At 64.6% G+C, this 22,204-nt stretch carries 16 protein-coding genes; 9 read left to right on the top strand and 7 right to left on the bottom strand.

Going from position 1 to position 22,204, the window contains the following annotated elements; genetic code table 11:
• Positions 1-54: 54 nt before the first annotated feature.
• Complete coding sequence (locus LB528_RS15740; protein ID WP_224512381.1) at positions 55-1,512, top strand: AMP nucleosidase; 1,458 nt, start codon at positions 55-57, stop codon at positions 1,510-1,512.
• 128 nt (positions 1,513-1,640) lie between these two features.
• Positions 1,641-2,651 carry an endonuclease/exonuclease/phosphatase family protein gene (locus LB528_RS15735; protein ID WP_224715488.1) on the top strand — a complete coding sequence of 337 codons (1,011 nt, stop codon included), beginning with the start codon at positions 1,641-1,643 and terminating at the stop codon, positions 2,649-2,651.
• A gap of 31 nt (positions 2,652-2,682) precedes the next feature.
• On the opposite strand, the gene LB528_RS15730 is transcribed toward LB528_RS15735, so the two are convergent.
• The gene (locus tag LB528_RS15730; RefSeq protein WP_224715448.1) at positions 2,683-3,279 is read right to left on the bottom strand and encodes a DUF922 domain-containing protein; all 597 of its coding nucleotides are present in this window, start codon (positions 3,277-3,279) and stop codon (positions 2,683-2,685) included.
• 147 nt (positions 3,280-3,426) lie between these two features.
• Entirely contained in the window at positions 3,427-5,130 is a 1,704-nt protein-coding gene (locus tag LB528_RS15725) for an electron transfer flavoprotein-ubiquinone oxidoreductase (RefSeq protein ID WP_263487281.1), read from the bottom strand.
• 227 nt (positions 5,131-5,357) lie between these two features.
• On the opposite strand from LB528_RS15725, the gene LB528_RS15720 reads away from it, so the two are divergent.
• The 3 genes from LB528_RS15720 to LB528_RS15710 all read left to right on the top strand — a co-directional run bounded on the left by LB528_RS15720 (position 5,358) and on the right by LB528_RS15710 (position 7,885).
• Positions 5,358-5,996, top strand: coding sequence for a hypothetical protein (locus tag LB528_RS15720; protein ID WP_224715446.1), 639 nt, complete (start codon positions 5,358-5,360; stop codon positions 5,994-5,996).
• A gap of 67 nt (positions 5,997-6,063) precedes the next feature.
• Positions 6,064-6,984, top strand: coding sequence for a uracil-DNA glycosylase (locus tag LB528_RS15715; protein WP_224715445.1), 921 nt, complete (start codon positions 6,064-6,066; stop codon positions 6,982-6,984).
• Between the two features lie 91 nt (positions 6,985-7,075).
• Positions 7,076-7,885: a helix-turn-helix domain-containing protein gene (locus tag LB528_RS15710; protein WP_224715444.1), complete on the top strand. Its 810-nt coding sequence runs from the start codon at positions 7,076-7,078 to the stop codon at positions 7,883-7,885.
• A gap of 103 nt (positions 7,886-7,988) precedes the next feature.
• Here the strand turns inward: LB528_RS15710 and LB528_RS15705 are convergent, their stop codons facing one another.
• Complete coding sequence (locus LB528_RS15705; protein WP_224715443.1) at positions 7,989-8,936, bottom strand: DMT family transporter; 948 nt, start codon at positions 8,934-8,936, stop codon at positions 7,989-7,991.
• Positions 8,937-9,149: 213 nt separating this feature from the next.
• On the opposite strand from LB528_RS15705, the gene pepN reads away from it, so the two are divergent.
• From pepN to LB528_RS15685, 4 genes are all read left to right on the top strand, one after another.
• Entirely contained in the window at positions 9,150-11,795 is a 2,646-nt protein-coding gene (gene pepN / locus LB528_RS15700; protein ID WP_224715442.1) for an aminopeptidase N, read from the top strand.
• Between the two features lie 174 nt (positions 11,796-11,969).
• Positions 11,970-14,291, top strand: a complete 2,322-nt coding sequence (locus LB528_RS15695) for a PAS domain-containing sensor histidine kinase (protein WP_224715441.1) — start codon at positions 11,970-11,972, stop codon at positions 14,289-14,291.
• An 80-nt stretch (positions 14,292-14,371) separates the two neighbouring features.
• Positions 14,372-14,632: a type II toxin-antitoxin system prevent-host-death family antitoxin gene (locus LB528_RS15690; protein ID WP_224512367.1), complete on the top strand. Its 261-nt coding sequence runs from the start codon at positions 14,372-14,374 to the stop codon at positions 14,630-14,632.
• Positions 14,629-15,066 carry a hypothetical protein gene (locus LB528_RS15685; protein WP_224715440.1) on the top strand — a complete coding sequence of 146 codons (438 nt, stop codon included), beginning with the start codon at positions 14,629-14,631 and terminating at the stop codon, positions 15,064-15,066. The genes LB528_RS15690 and LB528_RS15685 overlap by 4 nt, the downstream gene beginning before the upstream one ends.
• A 10-nt stretch (positions 15,067-15,076) precedes the next feature.
• On the opposite strand, the gene LB528_RS15680 is transcribed toward LB528_RS15685, so the two are convergent.
• The 4 genes from LB528_RS15680 to LB528_RS15665 form a co-directional block, all read right to left on the bottom strand.
• The gene (locus tag LB528_RS15680; protein WP_224715439.1) at positions 15,077-18,034 is read right to left on the bottom strand and encodes a bifunctional [glutamine synthetase] adenylyltransferase/[glutamine synthetase]-adenylyl-L-tyrosine phosphorylase; all 2,958 of its coding nucleotides are present in this window, start codon (positions 18,032-18,034) and stop codon (positions 15,077-15,079) included.
• A gap of 12 nt (positions 18,035-18,046) precedes the next feature.
• Positions 18,047-19,528 carry a sensor histidine kinase gene (locus tag LB528_RS15675; protein ID WP_224512361.1) on the bottom strand — a complete coding sequence of 494 codons (1,482 nt, stop codon included), beginning with the start codon at positions 19,526-19,528 and terminating at the stop codon, positions 18,047-18,049.
• An 8-nt stretch (positions 19,529-19,536) separates the two neighbouring features.
• A complete protein-coding gene (locus LB528_RS15670; RefSeq protein WP_224715438.1) occupies positions 19,537-20,211 on the bottom strand; it encodes a response regulator transcription factor in 675 nt (224 codons plus the stop codon).
• 307 nt (positions 20,212-20,518) lie between these two features.
• Positions 20,519-22,075 carry a Do family serine endopeptidase gene (locus tag LB528_RS15665; protein ID WP_224715437.1) on the bottom strand — a complete coding sequence of 519 codons (1,557 nt, stop codon included), beginning with the start codon at positions 22,073-22,075 and terminating at the stop codon, positions 20,519-20,521.
• Between the last annotated feature and the right edge of the window lie 129 nt (positions 22,076-22,204).

Here is a 22,204-nt window from a genome sequence, read left to right as displayed (position 1 = left end):
CTATATTGGGCCATGGAAAAGCGAATCTACCCCCAAGCCATCGAATCTGTCGTCATGCCGGAGCCTTTCGGCAAGCAGGACTTCCATGACGCCAAGAAGGCCGTCGCGGCGCTGCAGGCGCTCTACGACCGCAACACCAAATTCCTGCGCGATTCCTTCGCAGCGCTTGCCGCGGGCGGTGACGAGAGCAAGCGTTACCGGGCCTTCTATCCGCAGATCGGCGTTACCACGACGTCGTTCAGCCAGGTCGATTCGCGCCAAGCCTATGGCCATATGCCGACGCCCGGCCATTTCGCCACCACAATCACCCAGCCGCAACTGTTCGAGAACTATCTCATCGAGCAGCTTCGGCTGATCATGCGCAATCACGGCGTGACGGTGACGGTGTCGGAGTCGACCACGCCGATCCCGCTGCATTTCGCCTTCCTGGAAGGCACCTATGTCGACGGCGCGGCCGCCGAACGCATCAGGCGACCGATCCGCGACCTGTTCGACGTGCCGGATCTCGACGGAACCGACGACCAGATCGCCAACGGCACCTTCGAGGTGGCATTGGGCGAGCCGCGGCCGCTGGCGCCATTCACCGCGCAGCGCATCGACTATTCGCTGCACCGCATGACGCATTACACGGCGACCAGCCCGCAGCATTTCCAGAATTTCGTCCTGTTCACCAATTACCAGTTTTACATCGACGAATTCGTCGCGCGCGCCCGCGAATTGATGGCCGATGGCGACAGCGGCTATGTCGAGTTCGTCGAGCCCGGGAACGTCATTACCAGGAACGGAGCGACGGCTTCTGAAGGCACGCTGCCGCAGCGCCTGCCGCAGATGCCGGCCTATCACCTGAAGAAACCCGGCCATGGCGGCATCACCATGGTCAATATCGGCGTCGGCCCGTCCAACGCCAAGACGATCACCGACCATATCGCGGTGCTGAGACCGCATGCCTGGGTGATGCTCGGCCATTGTGCAGGCCTGCGCAACACGCAAGCGCTGGGCGACTATGTGCTGGCACATGCCTATGTGCGCGAAGACCATGTGCTGGACGACGACCTGCCGGTCTGGGTGCCGATCCCGCCGCTGGCCGAGATCCAGGTGGCGCTGCAGGAGGCGGTCGCCGAAGTCACCGGCCTATCCGGCTACGACCTCAAGCGCATCATGCGCACCGGGACCGTTGCCACCATCGACAACCGCAACTGGGAGCTGCGCGACCAGCGTGGACCGGTGCAGCGCCTGTCGCAGTCGCGCGCCATCGCGCTCGACATGGAATCGGCCACCATCGCCGCCAACGGCTTCCGCTTCCGCGTGCCTTACGGGACGCTGCTATGCGTCTCCGACAAGCCGCTGCATGGCGAGTTGAAGCTGCCCGGCATGGCGACCGAGTTCTACAAACGCCAGGTGGCGCAGCATCTCACCATCGGCATCAAAGCGATGGAGAAGCTCGCCGAAATGCCGATGGAGCGGCTGCATTCGCGCAAGCTCAGAAGTTTTTCCGAGACGGCGTTCCAGTAGCCAGGTGCCGGCCAGCCACCGGCGAGGCAATCCGTCGTCTTGCTTGGGCCGCAATTTGGCCGATAAGCGGTCCGGATGAATGGCTGGGGCAGTCGGAGCAGATGACAACGGGCGGTGCGCGCTTGAGCATGATGGCTCAGCTGACATTCCTGGCGATGATGGCATGCTCGGCTGCGCTCTTGGCGGGGTTCTTCGGCGCGCTGCATCCGGCCTTCGATTCCTTCTCGCATTTCCGCATGCATTTGAGCGTGCTGGCCGCCTTGCTCGCGCTGGCCCTGCTTGCCGGCCCCTACCGGTTGCAGGCCGTCGCGGCGCTGGTCTTCGCCATTATCTGCTTCGCCACGACGACGAGCGCGCTGCCCAGATTGTCGACGCAGCAGGCGGTCGCAAAGCCGGTCGACCGGATCGTCTATAGCCTGCTGCAGATGAACCTGCGCTTCAACAATCCGACGCCGAAGAAGGTGCTGTCGCTGATCGGCAGGACCAATCCGGACGTCATCACGCTCGACGAAGTGTCCGGCATGTGGGCGAAGGAGCTTGGCTACATTGCCCGCGCCTATCCCTACCGCATCTTTTGCGATTATCCCAACGGCATATTCGGCGTCGCGCTGCTCTCGCGCCGTCCCTTCGCCGCCGGCACCGCGCCGCGTTGCGAGCCGCGTGGCGCGATGGCCATCGCCACGATCGATTTCAACGGCGTTCCGGTCGACGTCGCAGCGATCCATCTGAGCTGGCCGTGGCCGAAGGAGCAGTACTGGCAGATCAGCGAACTGGCGGAACCGCTGGCCGGGCTCGGAGAGACCGCGATCATGGCCGGCGACTGCAATGCCGTGCCGTGGAGCGCGGCGGTGCGGCGGGTGGCGCGGCTCAGCGGCATGACGCTGATGCCGTCGGCCGGTCCGACCTGGATCCACCGCACGCTGCCCGACTTCCTGCGCCGCTATGCGGGCCTGCCGATCGACCAGGTGTTCAGCAAAGGCGGGGTGACGATCCTGTCGTCGGCCCGGCTGGAGGATACCGGCTCCGACCATCTGCCGGTGCTGGTCGAATTCACGCTGCCGACCGACGGCAACGCGCCCGAGGACGAGCACAAATCGGCGCTGGCGGCGAACGACGCGCTGGCCAAGCCGCGCAGCTGATGTCCGCTTAATAGGCGACCGGCTGGAGTTTTCAGTTCTTCCCCCTCAATGCATTGACCAGTTTTTCGACATGACCGCCGTCGCGGTGCTCGCGCGCGTCGAAGGCATTCTGCCTGGCCTCGTAGTCGGCATAGATCGTGTCGATGCGGCGCCTGGCGTCCCAGCGAAGACCGGTGCAGAACCAGTTGTCCTGCCGCTCGAGCCCGGCAAGCGCTGTCTCGGTCGCCCGCATCATCTGCTTGGCGATACGGCCATGGGTGCGCTCATGTTGGCGCACGCCGGCCATGAAACGGTCCCAGCGCCTGCCCAGGACCGGGCCGGACGGCGACGTGCGACGCGGAAACGTATAGGTCAGGTCGATCGTGCCATTAGCCTGGCGCAGCCGGCAGATGCCGTTGTCCCGCTTCACGTCGAGATCCCAATGCACGGTATAGCTGGTCTCGGCGATGGCGCGCGTGGCATGGCCGTGCCGCGGCCCGAGGCCATCCATCGCCTCGATCAGTTCAGCACCGGTCCTGCCGGCGACGTCATAGCTGCGCACATGCACGGTCAGCTTGGTGCCGGCGGAGGCCGTCCCGCAAAAAAGCACACCGGCAGCAGCTAAAATCACCAGGCTGATGCGCCGCATCTCCGCCTCCTTGTTTTAGAGGCGAAGCAGACCACACTCGGCGCCCGGCTTCAACGGTCTCTGCCGATAAGGCGCGGCTCACATGCCTCGTAAACCGACCTCGCCGGCTTTGTCGGAGCGGCGGCCGAGACGCCCGGCCGGAGCGGCTCACATGCCCTGGTAGACGGGCCCCTCACCGCCTTGTGGCGGCACCCAGTTGATGTTCTGGTTCGGATCCTTGATGTCGCAGGTCTTGCAGTGGACGCAGTTCTGCGCGTTGATGACGAAGCGCACCTCCTTGGCCGACGGATCGGCGGCGGAGTTGCCGTCCTTGTCCACCCATTCATAAACGCCGGCCGGGCAGTAGCGGGTCGAGGGACCGGCGAAGACGTCGTGCTCGGAACGCTGCTGCAGCACCATGTCACCGACGATCAGGTGCACCGGCTCGTTTTCCTCATGGTTGGTGTTCGACAGGAACACCGAGGAGAGCCGGTCGAAGGTCAAGACGCCATCCGGCTTCGGATAGGTGATCTTCTGATGCTTGGATGCCGGCTCGAGCGTCGCATAGTCGGCCTTGCCGTGCTTCAGCGTACCGAAAGGCGAGAAGCCGAACAGCGTGTTCAGCCACATGTCGAGACCACCGATGCCGACGCCGACAATGGTGCCGAAGCGCGACCAGAGCGGCTTGACGTTGCGGACCTTCTTCAGGTCCTTGCCGATGTCGCTGCCGCGCCACGCCTCCTCATAGGAAGCGAGCTCGTCATTGGCGCGGCCGCCGGCGATCGCCTCGGCCACATGCTCGGCCGCCAGCATGCCGGAGAGCACCGCGTTGTGCGAACCCTTGATGCGCGGCACGTTGACGAAGCCGGCAGCGCAGCCCATCAGCACGCCGCCCGGAAAGGACAGTTTCGGCACCGACTGCCAGCCGCCCTCGGTGATGGCGCGCGCGCCGTAGCCGATGCGCTTGGCGCCCTCGAAAGTGCCGGCGATCGCCGGATGGGTCTTGAAGCGCTGGAATTCCTCAAAGGGCGACAGATAGGGGTTCTTATAGTTCAGGTGGACGACGAAGCCGACCGCCACCTGGTTGTCCTCGAGATGGTAGAGGAAAGAGCCGCCGCCGGTCTTCATGTCGAGCGGCCAGCCGAAGGAATGCTGAACCAGACCCGGCTTGTGGTTTTCGGGCTTGACCTGCCAGAGCTCCTTGAGGCCGATGCCATATTTGCCGGGTTCGCGGCCTTCGGAAAGTTTGTATTTGGCGATGAGCTGCTTGGCTAAGGAGCCGCGCGCGCCTTCGCCGATCAGCACATATTTGCCCATCAGCGCCATGCCGGGCGCGTAAGCCGGGCCATGCGTGCCGTCCTTCTCGACGCCCATGTCGCCGGTGATGACGCCGGTGACGGCGCCGGCCTCGTTGTAGACGAGGCTTGCCGCGGCGAAGCCCGGATAGACCTCGACGCCCAGCGCCTCCGCCTTGGTGGCGAGCCAGCGGCAGACATTGCCCAGCGAGACGATGTAATTGCCGTGGTTGTTCATCAGCGGGGGCATCAGGACGTTCGGCAGGCGAAACGAACCGGCAGGGCCAAGCACCAGGAAATGGTCCGCCGTCACCGGTGTCTTGAACGGATGATCGCTCTCCTCGCGCCAGCCGGGCAGCAGCCGGTCGATGCCGATCGGATCGACGACGGCGCCGGAGAGGATATGCGCGCCGACCTCGCCGCCCTTCTCGAGGACGACGACGGAGAGGTCCGGGTTAAGCTGCTTCAGACGGATCGCGGCGGCAAGGCCGGCGGGACCCGCGCCGACAATCACCACGTCGAATTCCATGCTTTCGCGTTCGATATCGCTCATCGACCCCTCTATAGCTTGCCGCATTCTCGCATTGTGCTGGCTCACGCGCTGCATAGCGCATCAATTCGCGACGCGAAACCGGCGCTGACATGACAACGCCAATTTCGACAAAAAGTCGCGGTTTTCCCTACGAAAAGGCAGCAGCGGAGACCATGGCCAAGCATAGGCCAGCGCCACTTGGTTAACAGGCCAGGCGGCGACGGCATGTTTTTAATTGTTCGACGGCGTGGTTATCGGCAATACTTCGCGTCATGCGCAGTCCAGAGCCAGCCGGCTTTTCATCGAAGCGCTTACTCTTCACGCCAGGCGCGGCCTGGCGCGCGGTTCTTCCGCTCCTCTTTTTGACCGTGCCGGCGGAGGCCGATCCGGTGAAGGTCTGGGCGACCGGCGCCTATTCCTTCTCCGACGAGCTGGGCGGCTTCCGCATCACCGGCGCCTCCGGCATCGGCACCAAGGAAGACCCGCTGATCATCAAGGAAGAGCTCAACACGGCAACGCCGGTCACGCTGACCATCCGCGCGACCAAGCCGATCGAGCCCTTTGGCAAGGCCGGCCAGGTCGCCAACGGCGTGATGTATATGCGCATCGACGTGCTCAACAACAGCGCGCTGCCCTGGGTAGAGTTCCAGTTCGAGCTGCAAGAGATCCTCGACCAGCCGAGCGTGTTCGGCGACGGCCTGTCATTCGACCAGCGCAACAAGACGCCCGACAACATCTGGTCGAGCAACTTCGCCGATTTCGAGCGCAAGTTCGAACCTTACGACCAGCTGCTGTTCAAGAACGGCAAGGTCGACCCGCTGAAGACGGCGACCTTCGATTTCCTGGTCACCGACTACACGCCGCGCTGGACGTTTTATATCGTGCAGGATCCGCGCATACCCACTGGGTGAAGTACGCCGGTATTCAAGTCGGAGCTGACAACTTGCAAATCGACGCCGCGCGGACAATGGTGGCGCCATGACTGCCGCCTCCCCCAGCACACCAGCCGGAATCGCCGAACTGCTCGCCTTCTATGCCAGCGCCGGCGTCGACGACGCGCTCGAAGACGCGCCGATCAACCGGTTTGCCGAAGCGGCGAAGTCGGCCGAACGCAGGCCTGCCGAGCGGACGCCAGCCGCGCCGCGCCGCGAAGCCGCGCCCGAAAGCCGAACGGCACCCGAGCAGGCCCCGGCACGAGTCGAGAACCCGCCAGCGCCCTTATCCGGCCTCGACGCCGCCAATATTCCGGATGCACCGGCCCGGGTGCCGGCGGCCGCGGCCGTTCCCGACGAGGCACAAGCGGCTGCGGCCCGGCAACTCGCGGCAAGCGCTTCGACGCTGGATGAACTGCGCCAGCACATGGCTGCCTTCGACGGCTGCAATCTCAAATTCACGGCCAAGAACCTGGTCTTCGCCGACGGCAACCCGAACGCCGACCTGATGCTGGTCGGCGAGGCGCCGGGCCGCGACGAGGACCTCGAAGGCCTGCCCTTTGTCGGCCGCTCCGGCCGGCTTCTCGACCGGATGCTCGCGGCGATCGGCCTCGACCGTGGTTCGGCCTATATCGCCAACGTCATTCCGTGGCGGCCTCCGGGCAACCGCACGCCGACGCCGCACGAGACGGAAATCTGCCGGCCTTTCATCGAAAGGCAGATCGAGTTGGTCAATCCCAAGGTGCTGATCAATCTCGGCGGCCCATCGGCCAAGACGCTGCTCAACACGACTGAGGGGATTCTGCGCCTGCGCGGCAACTGGCGGGTGCACACGACTGCATCGGGCATAGCCATTCCGGCGATGCCGACGCTGCACCCGGCGTATCTGCTCAGAACGCCTGCGCACAAGAAGCTGGCCTGGCGGGATTTTCTCGAGGTCAAGGCAAAGTTGAGGGGGCTGGCGTGAGCGCCCTTCCCTTCTCCCCTTGCGGGCTAAGGTAGAGCTATAACCTTCCAAGTAATTGAATCACGTCTCTCGCCCCCGTACTCCTCCCCCGATGACCACATCCGAACCCTCCGCCGGCAGCCTGATCCGCGAGTGGCGCATGCGGCGGCGCATGAGCCAGCTCGACCTCGCCATGGAAGCCGATATCTCGCAGCGGCATCTTTCCTTCGTCGAGAGCGGCCGCGCCCAGCCGTCGCGCGATATGGTGTTGCATCTGGCTGAGCAGCTGTCGATCCCGCTGCGACAGCGCAACCAGCTCCTGCTCGCCGCGGGCTTCGCGCCGAGCTTCAGCGAAAAGCCGCTCACCGACCCAACGCTTGCGCCAGCGATGGCCGCGGTCGAGACCGTGCTCAAGGGCCACGAGCCCTTTCCGGTACTGGCGGTGGACCGGCACTGGAACCTCGTTTCCGCCAATGGCGCGATCGCCCCGTTCCTTGCCGATATTTCCGAGCCGTCCCTGCTCCAGCCGCCGGTCAATGTGCTGAGGCTCAGCCTTCATCCGGGCGGCGTGGCGCCGCGCATCGTCAACCTGGCGGAATGGCGCGCGCATCTGCTGGAGCGGCTCAATCACCAGAACGACGCCACCGGCGACCCGGTGCTGATCGAGCTGGAGCGCGAATTGCGGACCTATCCGTCCGGGCTGAAGAGCGGCCGGCCGGGGCCGGTCGAGCCAAGCGGCATCGTCCACCCGCTCAAGCTCGCGCATGGCGATGCGGTGCTTTCCTTCATCAGCACCATCACCGTCTTCGGCACGCCGCTCGACGTCACCCTGTCGGAGCTGGCGATCGAATCCTTTTTCCCGGCCGACGAGCAGACACGGGCGGTGCTGGTGCGGCTGGCGAAGGAGCGGAGCTCTCAATAGCTCAAAGTTAGAAGGCCGTGGGACAGCACCCCCCCTCTGTCCTGCCGGACATCAGGACAGAGGGGGGTGAAGGAACTCGGGGCATGAGATTCACGCAGCGGAACTATCCCTGCGGCGTTGCGGCTTTCCTGGTGCGCGTGCGCTCCAGGCCGAGCTGCCGTTCGCGCCAGATGATGAAGATGCCGGCGGCGACCACGATCACGCCGCCGGCAAGCGTGTTGAGCGAGGTTACGTCGCCGAAGACGAAATAGCCGACGACGACGCCGAGGATCATCGAGGTATATTCGAACGGCGCCACAACCGAGGCTTCGGCGTGGCGGTAGGCCGCCGTCATCAGGATCTGGCCGAGCCCGCCGCAGAAGCCCGCGACGACGAGCAGCGCAGCCTGCATCGGCGTCAACGCCTGCCAGCCGAAGGGCAACGTGAAGAGCGACAGCACCGAAGCCGTCGAGGAGAACCACAGCACGATGGTCGCCGTCTTCTCCGTCTGTACGAGATTGCGCACCAGAAGCATGGCGACCGCCGAGATCGCCGCGGCGATCAGCGCGGCCATGACGCCCAGCACCACCTGGTCATCGAGGCCCGCGCCCGAATTGAGCAGCGTCAGTTCCGGCCAGGAGATGATCAGCACACCGGCAAGACCGACCGCGACCGCGCTCCAGCGATAGACGCGGATCGTCTCGCCGAGGAAAACCGAGGAGAACACCACGACCAGCAGCGGCTGCGCATAGTTCAGCGTGATCGCCTCGGGGAGCGGCAGCCTGGTCAGCGCGAAGAAGCCGAGCCCCATGGCGCCGACACCGACCAGGCCGCGCGCGATATGGTTAAACGGCCGCCTGGTCGTGAACGCGGTGGCGAGCTCGCCCTTGAAGGCCAGAAACGCGATGATCGGGAAGATGGCGAAGAAAGAACGGAAGAAGACGATCTGCCCGGCCGGCACGTCGCCGGCCGTCTTGATGCAGGTCTGCATGCCGATGAAAACCGTCACCGAGACGATCTTCAGCGTGATGCCGCGCAGCGTGTTGTGGCCGACGGCATGATCGACGGTCATATTGCCTCGGAAGAAGGGTCGGAAAACGAAGCCGCGAAATAGGCCAAGAGCAATTCCAGGAAAAGTGTGTAACGGTTTTCCGTCCGGAATTGCGAAACACAACCTATGCCGCAGTTTTGTCGAGTGGCCGTTTCGTGTAAAGAGCGCGCACCTTAAAATTCTTGGACCAGCCAAGCTGGCCTTCCGCCCGAAATCGACAGGAAAAGTCTAGGAATGCGCACCGATACCGGCCATGTCTTCAGGCTCGAAGACTATCGCCCCAGCGACTATCTCATCCCCGCAACCAGCCTGGACTTCCGCCTGTCGCCGGACGCGACCCATGTCACCGCGCTGCTCACCATCGAGCGACGCGAGGACATCGCCGCCTCGGCGCCGCTGGTGCTCGACGGCGACGGGCTGACGCTGCTCGGCGTTGCCATCGACGGACGTGCGCTTCCGACCGGCGACTATGAGGCGACGCCGGACCGGCTGACGATCCTGAAGCCACCCGCGGCGCAGCGCTTCGAGCTGCGCCTGGAGACGGAGATCGCGCCCTCGCGCAACGAGGCGCTGATGGGCCTTTACCGCTCCAACAACGTCTATTGCACGCAATGCGAGGCCGAGGGCTTTCGCCGCATCACCTATTTCCTCGACCGTCCCGACATCCTGTCGGTATACACCGTGCGCATCGAGGCCCCGCACAACGAGGCGCCGCTCTTGCTTTCCAACGGCAATCCCGTCGAACGCGGCGCGCTCGCCGACGGCCGGCACTACGCGGTCTGGCACGACCCCTTCCCGAAACCCTCCTATCTTTTCGCGCTGGTGGCGGGCGCGCTCGGCAGGGTGGCGGGCAGCTTCACCACAATGTCCGGCCGGGAGGTCGAGCTCGGCATCTATGTGGAGCCCGGCAAGGAGCGGCTTGCCGGCTATGCGATGGACGCGCTGAAACGCTCGATGAAATGGGACGAGGAGGCTTTCGGCCGCGAATACGATCTCGACGTCTTCAACATCGTCGCCGTGTCCGATTTCAACATGGGCGCGATGGAGAACAAGGGCCTCAACGTCTTCAACGACAAATATGTGCTGGCCGACGAGGAGACCGCGACGGATGCCGACTTCGCCAATATCGAAGCGATCATCGCGCATGAATATTTCCACAATTGGACTGGCAACAGAATCACTTGCCGAGACTGGTTCCAGCTCTGCCTGAAGGAAGGGCTGACGGTTTACCGAGACCACGAATTCTCCGCCGACCAGCGTTCGCGGGCTGTGAGGCGCATCGCCGAAGTGCGCACGCTGCGCGCGCACCAGTTCCCGGAAGACCAGGGGCCGTTGGCGCATCCGGTCAGGCCGCGCCGCTACCGCGAGATCAACAACTTCTACACGGCGACCGTCTACGAAAAGGGTTCGGAAGTGGTGCGCATGATCCGCACCATCCTCGGCGCGGAGACCTTCCGTGCCGGCATGGACCTCTATTTCGAGCGGCATGACGGCCAGGCCGCGACGATCGAAGACTTCTTGAAAGTCTTCGAGGACGTCTCGGGCCGTGACCTCGCGCAATTCGCGCTTTGGTATCACCAGGCCGGCACGCCGAACCTGACTGTGAGCTCCACGCACAATGCGGCGGCCAAGGAGTTCACACTGGAGATCGAACAGTCGGTGCCGCCGACGCCGTCCGAAAGCCGCAAGCGGCTGATGCATATTCCCTTAGCCTTCGGCCTGGTCGGCGCCAACGGCAAGCCTGTCACCTGGACGGCCGTGGAGGGCGCAACTGTCGATGACGGCGTCATCCATATCCGAAAGCGCCGGCACACAGTGCGATTTTCGGGCGTCTCGGAACGGCCTTCGGTGTCGCTCAACCGCGGCTTCTCGGCGCCGATCACGCTTTCGGTGCAGCAGAAGCCTGACGACCTGTTCTTCCTCGCGGCGCATGACAGCGATGCCTTCTCGCGCTGGCAGGCGTTCAACACGCTTTTGACCGACGCGCTGATCGCCGCCTTCCGCCAGATCCTCGGCGGCAAGCAGCCGGCCTTCGCGGCAAAGCTGGCCGCGCTGGCCGGCAGGATTGCCGGCGACGAGACGCTTGAGCCGGCCTACCGGGCCTTGGCGCTGGCGCTGCCCGGTGAAGCCGACATTGCCCGCGACATCGGCAAGGGCATCGACCCCGACGCCATCTTTGCCGCGCGCGAGGCGCTGGCGCGGACGATCTGCGAGGTGAATCGCGAGGCGTTCGCGGCGCTCTATGACAGGCTTGCCGACAAGGGCCCATTCAGCCCCGATGCTGCGAGCGCAGGACGGCGCGCGCTGCGCAACATTTTGCTCGACTACCTCTCGCTGCAGCCGGGTGGCGCGGGCCTCGCCGCGCGGCACTTCACTGCCGCCACCAACATGACCGATCGCGCCGCGGCGCTGGCGGTGCTGGCGCATCGCCACCCACGCACGGCCGAGGCCGAAGAGGCGCTGGCCGCCTTCGAGGCCCGCTATCGCGGCGACGCGCTGGTGCTGGACAAATGGTTCCAGATCCAGGCCGGCGTGCCCGGCGCGAAGACTGTCGAGAAGGTGCGCGAGCTGATGGGGCATCCGGCTTTCTCGATCGCCAACCCCAACCGGGTGCGTTCGCTGATCGGCACCTTCTCCAGCGCCAACCAGACCGGTTTCCACCGCGCCGACGGCGAAGGCTACCGCCTCTTCGCCGAGACGGTGCTGGAGGTAGAGAAGCGCAACCCGCAAGTGGCGGCGCGGCTGGCGACGGCGCTCAGGTCCTGGCGCTCGCTGGAGCCTAAACGGCAGGCCAAAGCGAGGCAGACACTGCTCGACATGGCGAAGGTTGAGAACCTGTCGGCTGATCTGCGGGATATTGTGGAGCGAACGCTGGCTTAGCGCTCTCTGCCTTCTGCTCCTGTGGGAGAAGGGAAAAGACAAATTTCAATCAACTTTTAATCTTTTTCGCCCGCGCCTCTGGACAAGGCGAATCGGCTTTGATTCTTTAATGGCGATTCGGGCGTGCGGCTTATCCGGATCATCCAGTATACGGCAGATCGGGGAGTGCCATTTATGGCCAAGGCGGACGCGTGGGGCGCGCCCGGAGGGAAGGCTTTTGCGCGTCGCAAGGCAAGGAACGATGGACTTGCCGGCAATACACGCCTGATCGCCGAACCAGCCTATCAGCGGCTCTTAGCCGCCGAGCCGCTGCTGCGCCGTTCGATCCCGGCTCTGATCATCATCTTCCTGATCGTCATCGCCGCGCTGCGCTTCGTGTCGCTGATGAACGAGCATGACGAGATCGAGCGCGACGCCAAGGCCGTGCTGGCGCTGGGCGCCGGCCAGATGGCGCAGGCCGTCACCGCCGACTCCAGCGCGGCCGGTGCCAACGCCGTAAGCCTCCTGGAGAACACCAGCCGCCAGGGCGCCATGAGCCGCGCCCATGTGCTTGCCATCACCGACGCCGACTTCAAGGTCATCGCCGTCTCGCCGCTGTCCACGGGCTGGCAGGGCCGCGCGCTCGACAGCCTCGTGCTGGGCGGCCAGCCGCTGTTCATGTTCGGCGACCGCGCCGGCGTGATGGATGTCAGCATCTCAGGACAGGACTGGTTTGCCGCCGTCAGCCTCGGCGGCGATCGCAAACATGCAGCCGCCGTGCTGGTGCCGCAGGAAGCGGTGTTCGACAGCTGGCGCAAGTCGATGTCGCTCAACGTTACGCTGTTCGTGCTGACGGCAGGCGTGCTGATCGTCATCCTGTACGCCTATTTCGGCCAGGCGGCGCGTGCCCAGGCCGCGGATCGCATCTATCTCGAGGCGCATCAGCGCATCGACATGGCGCTGGTGCGCGGCCGCTGCGGCCTGTGGGACTGGGACATGGTGCGCGGCAAGATGTACTGGTCGCGCTCGATGTACGACATGCTGGGCTACGAGCCCTGCGACACGATGCTTTCCTTCGGCGAGGTCGACGAGATCATCCATCCCGACGATGGCGACCTGTTCGAGCTCGCCAACCGCATCGTCGAACGCGAGATCGATCATATCGACCAGGTGTTCCGGATGCGCCATGCCGACGGACAATGGGTGTGGATGCGGGCCCGCGCCCAGGTGATCGATCCGGAAGCGCCGGAGATCCAGCTGATCGGCATCGCCGTCGACGTCACGGAGCAGCGGCACCTGGCGCTCCGGTCGGAAGCGGCGGACATGCGGCTCAGGACCGCGATCGAGAACATCAACGAATCCTTCGTGCTGTGGGATGCCGCCGAGCGGCTGATCATGTGCAATTCGAAATTCCAGAAGGACAATGGGCTGTCGGACCGCGACGTCGTGCCCGGCATTCTCCGCGACTCGGTGGAGGAGCGGATGCTGGCCTTCGCCTCGGAGCGCCGGCTCGCCAACGCCAACGGGCCGCAGGGCGGCGTCAGCTTCGAGCGCCAGCTCGCAGATGGTCGCTGGCTGCAGGTCAATGAGCTCAGGACCCGCGACGGCGGCATCGTCTCGGTCGGCTCCGACATCACCCAGATCAAGCTGCATCAGGAAAAGCTGGTCGATAGCGAGCGCCGGCTGATGGCGACGATCCACGATCTCAGCCTCGCCCGCCGCGCCGAGGAGGAACGCGCCAGCGAATTGGTCGAGCTCAACCGCAAATACATGAAGGAAACCGAGCGCGCCGAGGCAGCCAATCGGGCAAAATCCGAATTCCTCGCCAACATGTCGCATGAGCTGCGCACGCCGCTCAACGCCATCATCGGTTTCTCCGAATTGATGCAGCAGGGCCTGTTCGGGCCGCTCGGCTCGGAGCGCTACGAGGAATACGCGACCGACATCAACGGCAGCGGCAAATACCTGCTCGGCGTCATCAACGACATCCTCGATATGTCGAAGATCGAGGCCGGCCAGTTCTCGCTCGACCGCGAGGAGATCGACCTCTGCCCGCTGATCAGGGAGACGGTGCGGGTGATCTCACTGCAGGCGGCGGAAAAGTCGATCAATGTCGAGACGCGCATCGCCGACGCGATGCGGGTCTACGCCGACCGCCGCGCGATCAAGCAGATCGCCATCAACCTTCTTTCCAACGCGGTGAAATTCACCGGACAGGGCGGCAAGATCACGGTCAGGGCGCGCAACACCTCGGGCGCGCTGCTGCTCACCATCGAGGACAATGGCTGCGGTATCCCCAAGCAGGCGCTGAGCAAGCTCGGCCGGCCCTTCGAGCAGGTGCAGAACCAGTTCTCCAAGAACCACACCGGCTCGGGCCTCGGGCTCGCGATCTCGCGCTCCCTGGCCGAGCTGCAGGGCGGCGCGCTGAAGATCCGCTCGACCGAAGGCGTCGGCACCATCGTGTCGGTGCGCATTCCGCTGAAGAAGGCGCCAGCGGCGGTGAAGGCGGCGGCTTGATCAGAAGCGACCGGCACCGGGCTGAAGCAAACTTGAAAAAGTTATCCATTTTATCTATTTTGGATAAGAGGTGACTTTCCATGCGTGTGACATCGACGGAATTCCAGCAGAATGTGGGCCGCTTCCAGGACGCCGCTCAGCGGGCGCCGGTGGCGATAACCAAAAATGGCCGGACCCACACGGTGCTTCTTTCGGCCGCGATGTTCGAAGTGCTGGTCAAGGGCCGGGTCGCCCGCCCCGTCGAAGAACTTGACGATGAGACGCTGAAGGCTATTGCCGAGAGCGCGGTGCCCTCCCAGCATGACGAGCTGGATCAGATGCTCAAAGACTGGACGCCGTGAGCCTGTCCAAGCCTGTTCCCGGCCTGGTGATTTCCTATTCCTACCTGTGGTCGGACGAGCATAGGCAAGGCATCGAAGAGGGCCGCAAGAACCGCCCGTGTGCGATTGTAGCCGCACGTCGGATTGTGGAGGGACGTGAAGTCGTCACGGTGGTTCCGATCACGCATTCCCTCCCGGCCGATCCTGCCGATGTCGTCGAAATGCCTGCGCCTCTCAAGGCTTACCTTGGGCTCGATGATATGCCGTCATGGGTCGTAGTGAGCGAAACCAACGATTTCCTTTGGCCGGGGCCCGATCTCAGACCAATTCCCGGAAGCAGTCCCTTCCGCTTCCACTATGGAATGCTGCCGCCACGCTTCTACGCTCATCTGCGCGATCGGCTTCTGCAGGCACATGCGCGCCGCAAGCTCCGCCGCGTGCAACGCACCGATTAGTGTCGCGACCTCAGGGCCCTCCCGCACCCCGCAGAAGAAGGTAGAAGTCTTTCCTGACCTTCCGCGACGTCTCCTTGAGATGTGCCTCCAGCACGGCGAAATCCGGCAGGTCGGTGACCGCTAGAAGCAGGTCCGAAAGCCCCGGAGGGACATCGTCGCGCTGGAACTCGCCGGTTAGGCAAAGCCTGATCATCTGGGTCAGCGCCAGATACAGCCGGTAGGCTTCGCCAAGTTCTTCACGGATATCGGCGCCTGCGAAACCGGCGGCCAGCCGCGCCAGAATGTCGGCTGTCGTCGTCACCCTACGGCCGGGTTCGACATTGCCGGTGATGACCGCAATCTGGGCGATGAATTCGAGATCGATGAGCCCTCCGGGGATCAGCTTGATGTCCCAGAGGTCGCGCGGCGGCTTCTCCTTCTCGATCAGTGCCCGCATGTCCGAGGCTTCGGCTTTCACCTTGGCGGCATCGCGCGGCTGCGCCAGCACCGCCGCCACTTCCGTCTCGAGCTCGGCGCAGAGCTCAGCATCGCCACCGATGGCGCGGGCCCGTGCCAGCGCCATATGCTCCCAGGTCCAGGCGTCCTGGCGCTGATATTTCTTGAACGCGTCGATATGGGTGGCGACCGGTCCCTTGTTGCCGGAGGGGCGCAGGCGCAGGTCCAGATCGTAGAGCACGCCTTCGGCCGTTGGCGCCGAGACGGCGGCGATCAGGCGCTGCGTCATGCGGGTGTAGTAATGCGAGGGCGCCAGCGGCTTCTCGCCGTCGGAGTCCTCGGCATCGGCATCATGGTCGTAGAGCAGGATGAGATCGACATCCGAACCCGCCGTGAGCTCGCGGCTGCCGAGCTTGCCCATGCCGAGCAGCGCCACCCTGCCGCCGGCGATCCTGCCATGGCGCAGCGCGAATTCGCCGATCACCGCGTTGAGCGCCGCCTCGATGGTGAGGTCTGCGAGATCGGAGAAGGCGCGCCCCGCCCGCGCCGGATCGATAGAGCCGGCAAGCAGGCGCACGCCGATCAGGAATTTCTGCTCGGAGGCGAAGATGCGCAGCCGGTCGAGCACATCCTCGTAGGCGCGGTCGCCTTCGATGAAGGCGGCAAGCCGGGCCGAGAGATAGGCGCGGTCCGGTAGTTCAGTCAGCAATGCCGGATCGAGCAGGCCGTCGAAGACGTGCGGGCGGCGCGTGATGATGGCTGCCAGCCGCGGCGCGGCGCCCATGATGGTCGCCATCAGCTTGAGCAGCGCCGGGTTCGACTGCAGCAGCGAGAAAAGCTGGATACCCGCCGGCAGGCCGGCGAGGAACTCGTCGAAGCGCATCAGCGCCTCGTCGGCGCGCCGCGTCTGGCCGAAGGCTTTGAGCAGCGCCGGCGTCAATTCCGTCAGCCGCTCGCGGGCTTCGGCCGATTGCGTGACGCGGTAGCGGCCGAAATGCCAGCCGCGGATGACACGGCAGATGTCACTCGGCCGCTGGAAGCCCAGGCGATGCAGCGTCTGCAGCGTGTCGGGATCGTCGACATCGCCGGTGAAGACCAGATTGCCGACGCCGGCCGACAGTTCCGGAGCGGTTTCGAACAGCGCCGCATAATGGCGCTCGACCTGCTGCAGCGAGACGCGGAAGGCCTGCGTGAATTCCGCCTCGCCGGCAAATCCCAGCATCAGCGCGATGCGTTTCAGCTCCTCGTCTTCCTCCGGCAGGATATGCGTCTGCTCGTCCGCCACCATCTGAATGGCGTGCTCGACGCGGCGCAGGAACCAGTATTGCCGAGTGAGCGCGTCGCGCGCGTCGGCAGTGATCCAGCCCCGCGCGGCGAGCGCTGCTAGCATCGGCACCGTCTCGCGGCCGCGCAGTTCCGGGAAGCGGCCACCGGCAATGAGCTGCTGGGTCTGGACGAAGAACTCGATTTCGCGGATGCCGCCGCGGCCGAGCTTGACGTTGTGGCCCTTCACCGCGATCTCGCCATGGCCCTTGTGGGCATGGATCTGGCGCTTGATCGAATGGACGTCGGCGATCGCCGCATAGTCCATATATTTACGCCAGACATAGGGCTGCAATTCCTTGAGAAAGGCCGCGCCCGCGGCGAGGTCTCCGGCAACCGGCCGCGCCTTGATCATGGCCGCGCGCTCCCAGTTCTGGCCGCGCGCCTCGTAATAGCGAAGTGCCGCCTCGACGGGGATCGCCAGCGGCGTCGAGCCCGGATCCGGGCGAAGCCTCAGATCGGTGCGGAAGACATAGCCATGCTCAGTGCGGTCCTGGAGGATGCGCACGAGACGACGGGTGAGCCTGGAGAACAGCTCGGTCGCGTCGAGTGGATCGATGACGGCCGGCGCTTCCGGATCGAAGAAGACGACGAGGTCGATATCGGAGGAGAAATTCAGCTCATGCGCGCCGAGCTTGCCCATGCCGAGCAGGACCCAGCCCGAACCCTTCGCCGGTTCCGCCGGACTCGGCAGCTTGAGCTTGCCTTGCCGGTGCGCGTCGAGCAGCAGGAAATCGACGGCGGCTTTTGTGCAGGCATCGGCTAGATCGCTGAGACGGCGCACCGTCACCGATGTCTCCGCTTCACCCGAAAGATCGGCCAGCGCGATCAGGAAATGCCCTTCGGTCTTCCATTGCCTGAGCGCCATCATCAGGCTCGATTCGGAGGCGTCGTCCGCGCTGGCCGCGCCGCCGATCGCCTCGCCGATGGCGCCGAGCCGCGCTTCGATTTTCCGGTCGAACAGCGTGTCGAGAATTTCCGGCCGCCGGCGCGCGACATCGCGCAGGAAGGGCGAGAGGTCGAAGACGGCCGCCAGCAGGTCCTGCAGCGGCTCCTCGCCCGTCAGGAACGCAGCAAGGCGGGAAAGCCCCTCTTCCTCGGCGGCATCGGCGATTTCCGACAACTCGCGCCGGGCATGCTCCGCATCCAAAGGGCGGAGTGCCAGCGTGGGGCTAAGCCGGAATTCGGATTCGATTTTCTTATTCGCCATTTATCCGCGCCATCAATGCGTCTCCCGCAACGGGAAACTCATGACCACGGACAATCCGGGATTGGCGGGCAAAAGATCAAGCCTTCCGTTGTGGAAAGTCATGATCGCCTTGGCCAGGCTGAGGCCGAGACCCGAGCCCGGCTGCGAGCGGCTCTTTTCCAGGCGCACGAAGCGCTCGGTGGCCCGGGCACGATCGGCGTGGTCGGGAATGCCGTGGCCATTGTCGGTGACGGTAAGCTTGATCTCATTGCCGGCGCGCTCCAGCGCCAGCCGCACTTTTGGCGTCTCGGCAGCGTCGGTCGAGTATTTGATGGCGTTGTCGACGATGTTGGACAGCGCCTGGCCGATCAGCTCGCGGTTGCCGTTGATCGTCAACGCCTCGGGCGCGGTCGCTTCCAGCGCGACGCCCGCTTCCTCAGCCACCGGCTCGTAGAGCTCGACGACATCGCTCACCGTGGCGGCGAGATCGACGGGGCCGGTCTGTTCCGAGGAATAGCCTGCCTCCAGGCGCGAGATCATCAGGATGGCGTTGAACGTCTTGATGAGCTGGTCGGATTCCGCGATCGTGGCTTCCAGCGCCTGGCGGTAATCCTCGATCTTGTGCCGGCCGGCGAGCGTCGCCTCGGCGCGGTTGCGAAGTCTGGTCAGCGGCGTTTTCAGATCATGGGCAATGTTGTCGGAGACCTGCTTCAGCCCCTCGTTCAGCATGGCGATCCTGGCCAGCATCGAATTGAGATTTTCCGACAGGCGGTCGAATTCGTCGCCGGCGCCGGTGACCGGCAGCCGTCCGGACAAATCGCCGCCCATGATGCGACGGCTTGCGTCCGAGACGCTGTCGATGCGCTTCAGCGCGGCGCGCCCGACGAAGAACCAGATCAGAATGCCGCCAAGTCCCATCATGCCGAGCGCCAGGGTCAGCGCGCGGCTGATGACCGCGCGGAAGCGCTCGGGTTCACCGAGGTCGCGGCCGACCAGCATGATCATCTGGTTGGGCAGCCTCAGCACCAGCGCGATCGCGTTGTGGCCCTTTTCCCCTGTCGACTGGGGAGTATTGGCGCTGTCGCCGGTCTGGGGTGCGGGCTGGTCGGTAGCTCCACTGCGCAGCCGGTCGAGCTCGCCCTCGCCGAAGCGCTGGTAGGAGAAGGGCTCCGTCGTCCAGCCCTCGGTCTCGATCACCCCCGGCTCCAGGCTCTGGACATTGCCGGTCAGGATCTGGCCATTGGCATCGGCGATCAGATAGAGATTGGCGCCGGGCTGGCGCGAGCGGGCTTCGACGACGCGCACCAGCACCGGCAGGCCGCCGCGCTGATAGGCGCGGGCCAGGCCCAGAACCTCGTCGTTGATGGTCTCCTGCGTCTGCGCGGTCAACATGCGCGCCGACAGCGACGTCATGTAGAGGACGAGCAGCACCGCGCAGAGCGCAAAAAGCAGAAGATAAAGCGCCGAAAGCCGGGCCGCCGTCGTCTTCATGATGGCCGGCAGGGAAAGAGCCATCTTGCTCCCTAGCCGCCTTTCAGCATGTAGCCGGCGCCGCGGATCGTGTGCAGGATCGGCTTGTCGAAGCCCTTTTCGATCTTGCCGCGCAGGCGCGAGACATGGACATCGATGACATTGGTCTGCGGATCGAAATGATAGTCCCAGACATTTTCCAGAAGCATGGTGCGCGTCACCACCTGGCCGGCATGGCGCATCAGATATTCGAGCAGGCGGAACTCGCGCGGCTGCAGCGTGATCTCGCGGCCGGCGCGCTTGACCGAATGCGACAGCCGATCGAGCTCCAGATCGCCAACGCGGTAGACGGTCTCGGACTCGCGCGCGCTGGCTCGGCGGTTCAGCACCTCGACGCGGGCGAGCAATTCGGAAAAGGCGTAGGGCTTGGTGAGGTAATCGTCGCCGCCGGCGCGTAAGCCCGTGACGCGGTCGTCGACCTCGCCCAGCGCCGAAAGGATCAGCACCGGCGTGGTGTTGCCGCGCGAGCGAAGGGCGGCGATCACCGACAGGCCATCGCGGCGCGGCATCAGCCGGTCGACCACCATCACGTCATAGTCGCCGGCATCGGCGAGCGCGAAGCCGGTCTCGCCGTCGCCGGCGATATGGGCGGTGTGGCCCGCCTCGGCGAAGGCTTTCTGCAAATAGTCCGCCGCCTCGCGATCGTCTTCCATGACGAGAATCTTCATGGAGCCGTTATACGCGATTTCATTGGAAGATTGAGGGGCAGTCATTCTTCATGCCTTGCACTCATTAGTCGCATGTCTTCTTCCCAAACCGGCGACCACTTTTTTGGCGACAAGCATTTCGTTCCGCATGTCGTGATCCCAAAACCGGTGCCCACTTTTGGGCGACATGCGATAAGCGGCAGCGGGTGATGGGAAACCCGCTGCCGCCGGGAGCGAAACACGGTGACTGACTTACGTGCTCGGCCCCATGTTTCCCCACGGCGGCTCGGGGTGTTGATACCGCCATGAGGAAAGCTGAAAGTCGATGTCAGCCCTTGCCGACCGGCAGCGCGACGAAGCGGTTCGAGTCGTCGCGGGTGATCTGCATCAGCACGGCCTTGCGGCCGGCCTTTGCGGCATCAGTCATCGCCTTGGAGACATCGTCGGTGGTGTTCACCTCGTTCGAGTTGATCGAGGTGATGACGTCGCCGGGCTGGATGCCGCGGTCGGCTGCGTTGCTGTCGGGATCGACGTCGGTGACCACGAGGCCCTTGCCATTGTCGGCCTTTGTGACGGTCAGGCCGAGATCGGCAAGCGTGTCGGGTTTAGCGGCGGGCGCCGACTGCTTGTTGCTGTCGTCGCTCGACGCCTGCTTGTCGCTCGCGGGCAGCGTGCCGAGATCGACCTTGACCGCTTCTTCCTTGCCGTTGCGCCAGACGGTAACATCGACCGATTTGCCCGGCGCGAATGCGCCGATCATGCGGGCGAGCTCCTTCGGCGAGGCGACGTCCTTGCCGTCGACCTTGGTGATGACGTCGCCAGCGACGATGCCCGCCTTCTTGCCCGGACCGCCATCCTGGGCGCTCGAGACCAGCGCGCCCTTGTCCGACTTCAGGCCGAGCGACTCGGCGATGTCGGAGGTGACCGGCTGAATCTCGACGCCGAGCCAGCCGCGCTGAACCGAGCCGCTCTTCATCAAGTCCTGGACGACCTGCTTGGCGGTCGAGGCCGGGATGTCGAAGGCGATACCGACGCTGCCGCCCGACGGCGAGAAGATGGCAGTGTTGATGCCGATCACCTGGCCGTTGAGGTTGAAGGTCGGACCGCCCGAATTGCCGCGGTTGACCGAAGCGTCGATCTGGATGAAGTCGTCATAGGGGCCGGCGCCGATGTCGCGGCCGCGGGCCGAGACGATGCCGGCGGTGACGGTGCCGCCAAGGCCGAAGGGATTGCCGACGGCAACCACCCAGTCGCCGATGCGGACCTTGGAATCGTCGGCGAAGTCGACATAGGTGAACTTGTTGCCGCCGCCATCGACCTTGAGCACGGCAAGGTCGGTGCGCGGGTCGGTACCGATCAGCTTGGCGTCGAGCTCCTTGCCGTCATTGGTGACGACGCTGAAATCCGAGCCTTCCGACACGACGTGATTGTTGGTGACGAGATAGCCGTCTTCCGAGATGAAGAAGCCCGACCCTTGAGCGATCGGACGCGGCTGGCCGTTGCCATGGTCGCGGTGGTTGAAGCGGCGCATGCCGAACTGGCCACCCTGACCCTGGTCGCCGAAGCCGCGGAATTCCTTGAAGAAGCGGCGCAGCTGCGGATTGTCGGGCAGGTTGTCGAAGCCGTCCTGATCGTCCGAGCCGTCGTCGGCCGTCGGCTGGATCTTGGCCTTGACCTTGACGCTGACGACCGCCGGCGAGACATGCTCGACGACATCGGCGAAACTCGGCACCTGCGGGGCTTCGACGCGCACGGCATCGGCCAGCACGGGGGCGGTGCCGGTGGCAAGCGCGCCCGCGCCGACCCCACCGACAACGGCCAGGGAAGCGACGGCGGCCATAAGGCGCTTTCGGGTGCGGGAATATGAATTGGGGGCAATGTTCATGGGATTTCGTTTCCTCTTTCGAAGGGATGCACTCAGGCGATGCATCCTCGGGCAAGAGAATTAGAGAGCCGCACATTACGGCGCCATTTCCACTACATGAAAGTTTTGTAATGTTGGGGATTGGCGACG

The sequence above is a fragment of the Mesorhizobium sp. CA4 genome (assembly GCF_020165075.1).
GTDB lineage: Bacteria > Pseudomonadota > Alphaproteobacteria > Rhizobiales > Rhizobiaceae > Mesorhizobium.
The sequence above is the reverse complement of the archived record's forward strand: the minus strand, read 5'-3'. Positions and strand labels throughout refer to the sequence as shown.

Bases quoted from the DNA above. Each gene is read 5' to 3' on its own strand.
- LB528_RS15730 (WP_224715448.1), bottom strand. From the start codon at position 3,279: ATGCGGCGCATCAGCCTGGTGATTTTAGCTGCTGCCGGTGTGCTTTTT.
- LB528_RS15690 (WP_224512367.1), top strand. From the start codon at position 14,372: ATGCGTGTGACATCGACGGAATTCCAGCAGAATGTGGGCCGCTTCCAG.
- LB528_RS15675 (WP_224512361.1), bottom strand. From the start codon at position 19,528: ATGGCTCTTTCCCTGCCGGCCATCATGAAGACGACGGCGGCCCGGCTT.
- LB528_RS15710 (WP_224715444.1), top strand. From the start codon at position 7,076: ATGACCACATCCGAACCCTCCGCCGGCAGCCTGATCCGCGAGTGGCGC.
- LB528_RS15670 (WP_224715438.1), bottom strand. From the start codon at position 20,211: ATGAAGATTCTCGTCATGGAAGACGATCGCGAGGCGGCGGACTATTTG.
- LB528_RS15715 (WP_224715445.1), top strand. From the start codon at position 6,064: ATGACTGCCGCCTCCCCCAGCACACCAGCCGGAATCGCCGAACTGCTC.
- LB528_RS15725 (WP_263487281.1), bottom strand. From the start codon at position 5,130: ATGCGGCAAGCTATAGAGGGGTCGATGAGCGATATCGAACGCGAAAGC.
- pepN (WP_224715442.1), top strand. From the start codon at position 9,150: ATGCGCACCGATACCGGCCATGTCTTCAGGCTCGAAGACTATCGCCCC.
- LB528_RS15740 (WP_224512381.1), top strand. From the start codon at position 55: ATGCCGGAGCCTTTCGGCAAGCAGGACTTCCATGACGCCAAGAAGGCC.
- LB528_RS15705 (WP_224715443.1), bottom strand. From the start codon at position 8,936: ATGACCGTCGATCATGCCGTCGGCCACAACACGCTGCGCGGCATCACG.
- LB528_RS15665 (WP_224715437.1), bottom strand. From the start codon at position 22,075: ATGAACATTGCCCCCAATTCATATTCCCGCACCCGAAAGCGCCTTATG.
- LB528_RS15720 (WP_224715446.1), top strand. From the start codon at position 5,358: ATGCGCAGTCCAGAGCCAGCCGGCTTTTCATCGAAGCGCTTACTCTTC.
- LB528_RS15695 (WP_224715441.1), top strand. From the start codon at position 11,970: ATGGCCAAGGCGGACGCGTGGGGCGCGCCCGGAGGGAAGGCTTTTGCG.
- LB528_RS15680 (WP_224715439.1), bottom strand. From the start codon at position 18,034: ATGGCGAATAAGAAAATCGAATCCGAATTCCGGCTTAGCCCCACGCTG.
- LB528_RS15735 (WP_224715488.1), top strand. From the start codon at position 1,641: ATGATGGCTCAGCTGACATTCCTGGCGATGATGGCATGCTCGGCTGCG.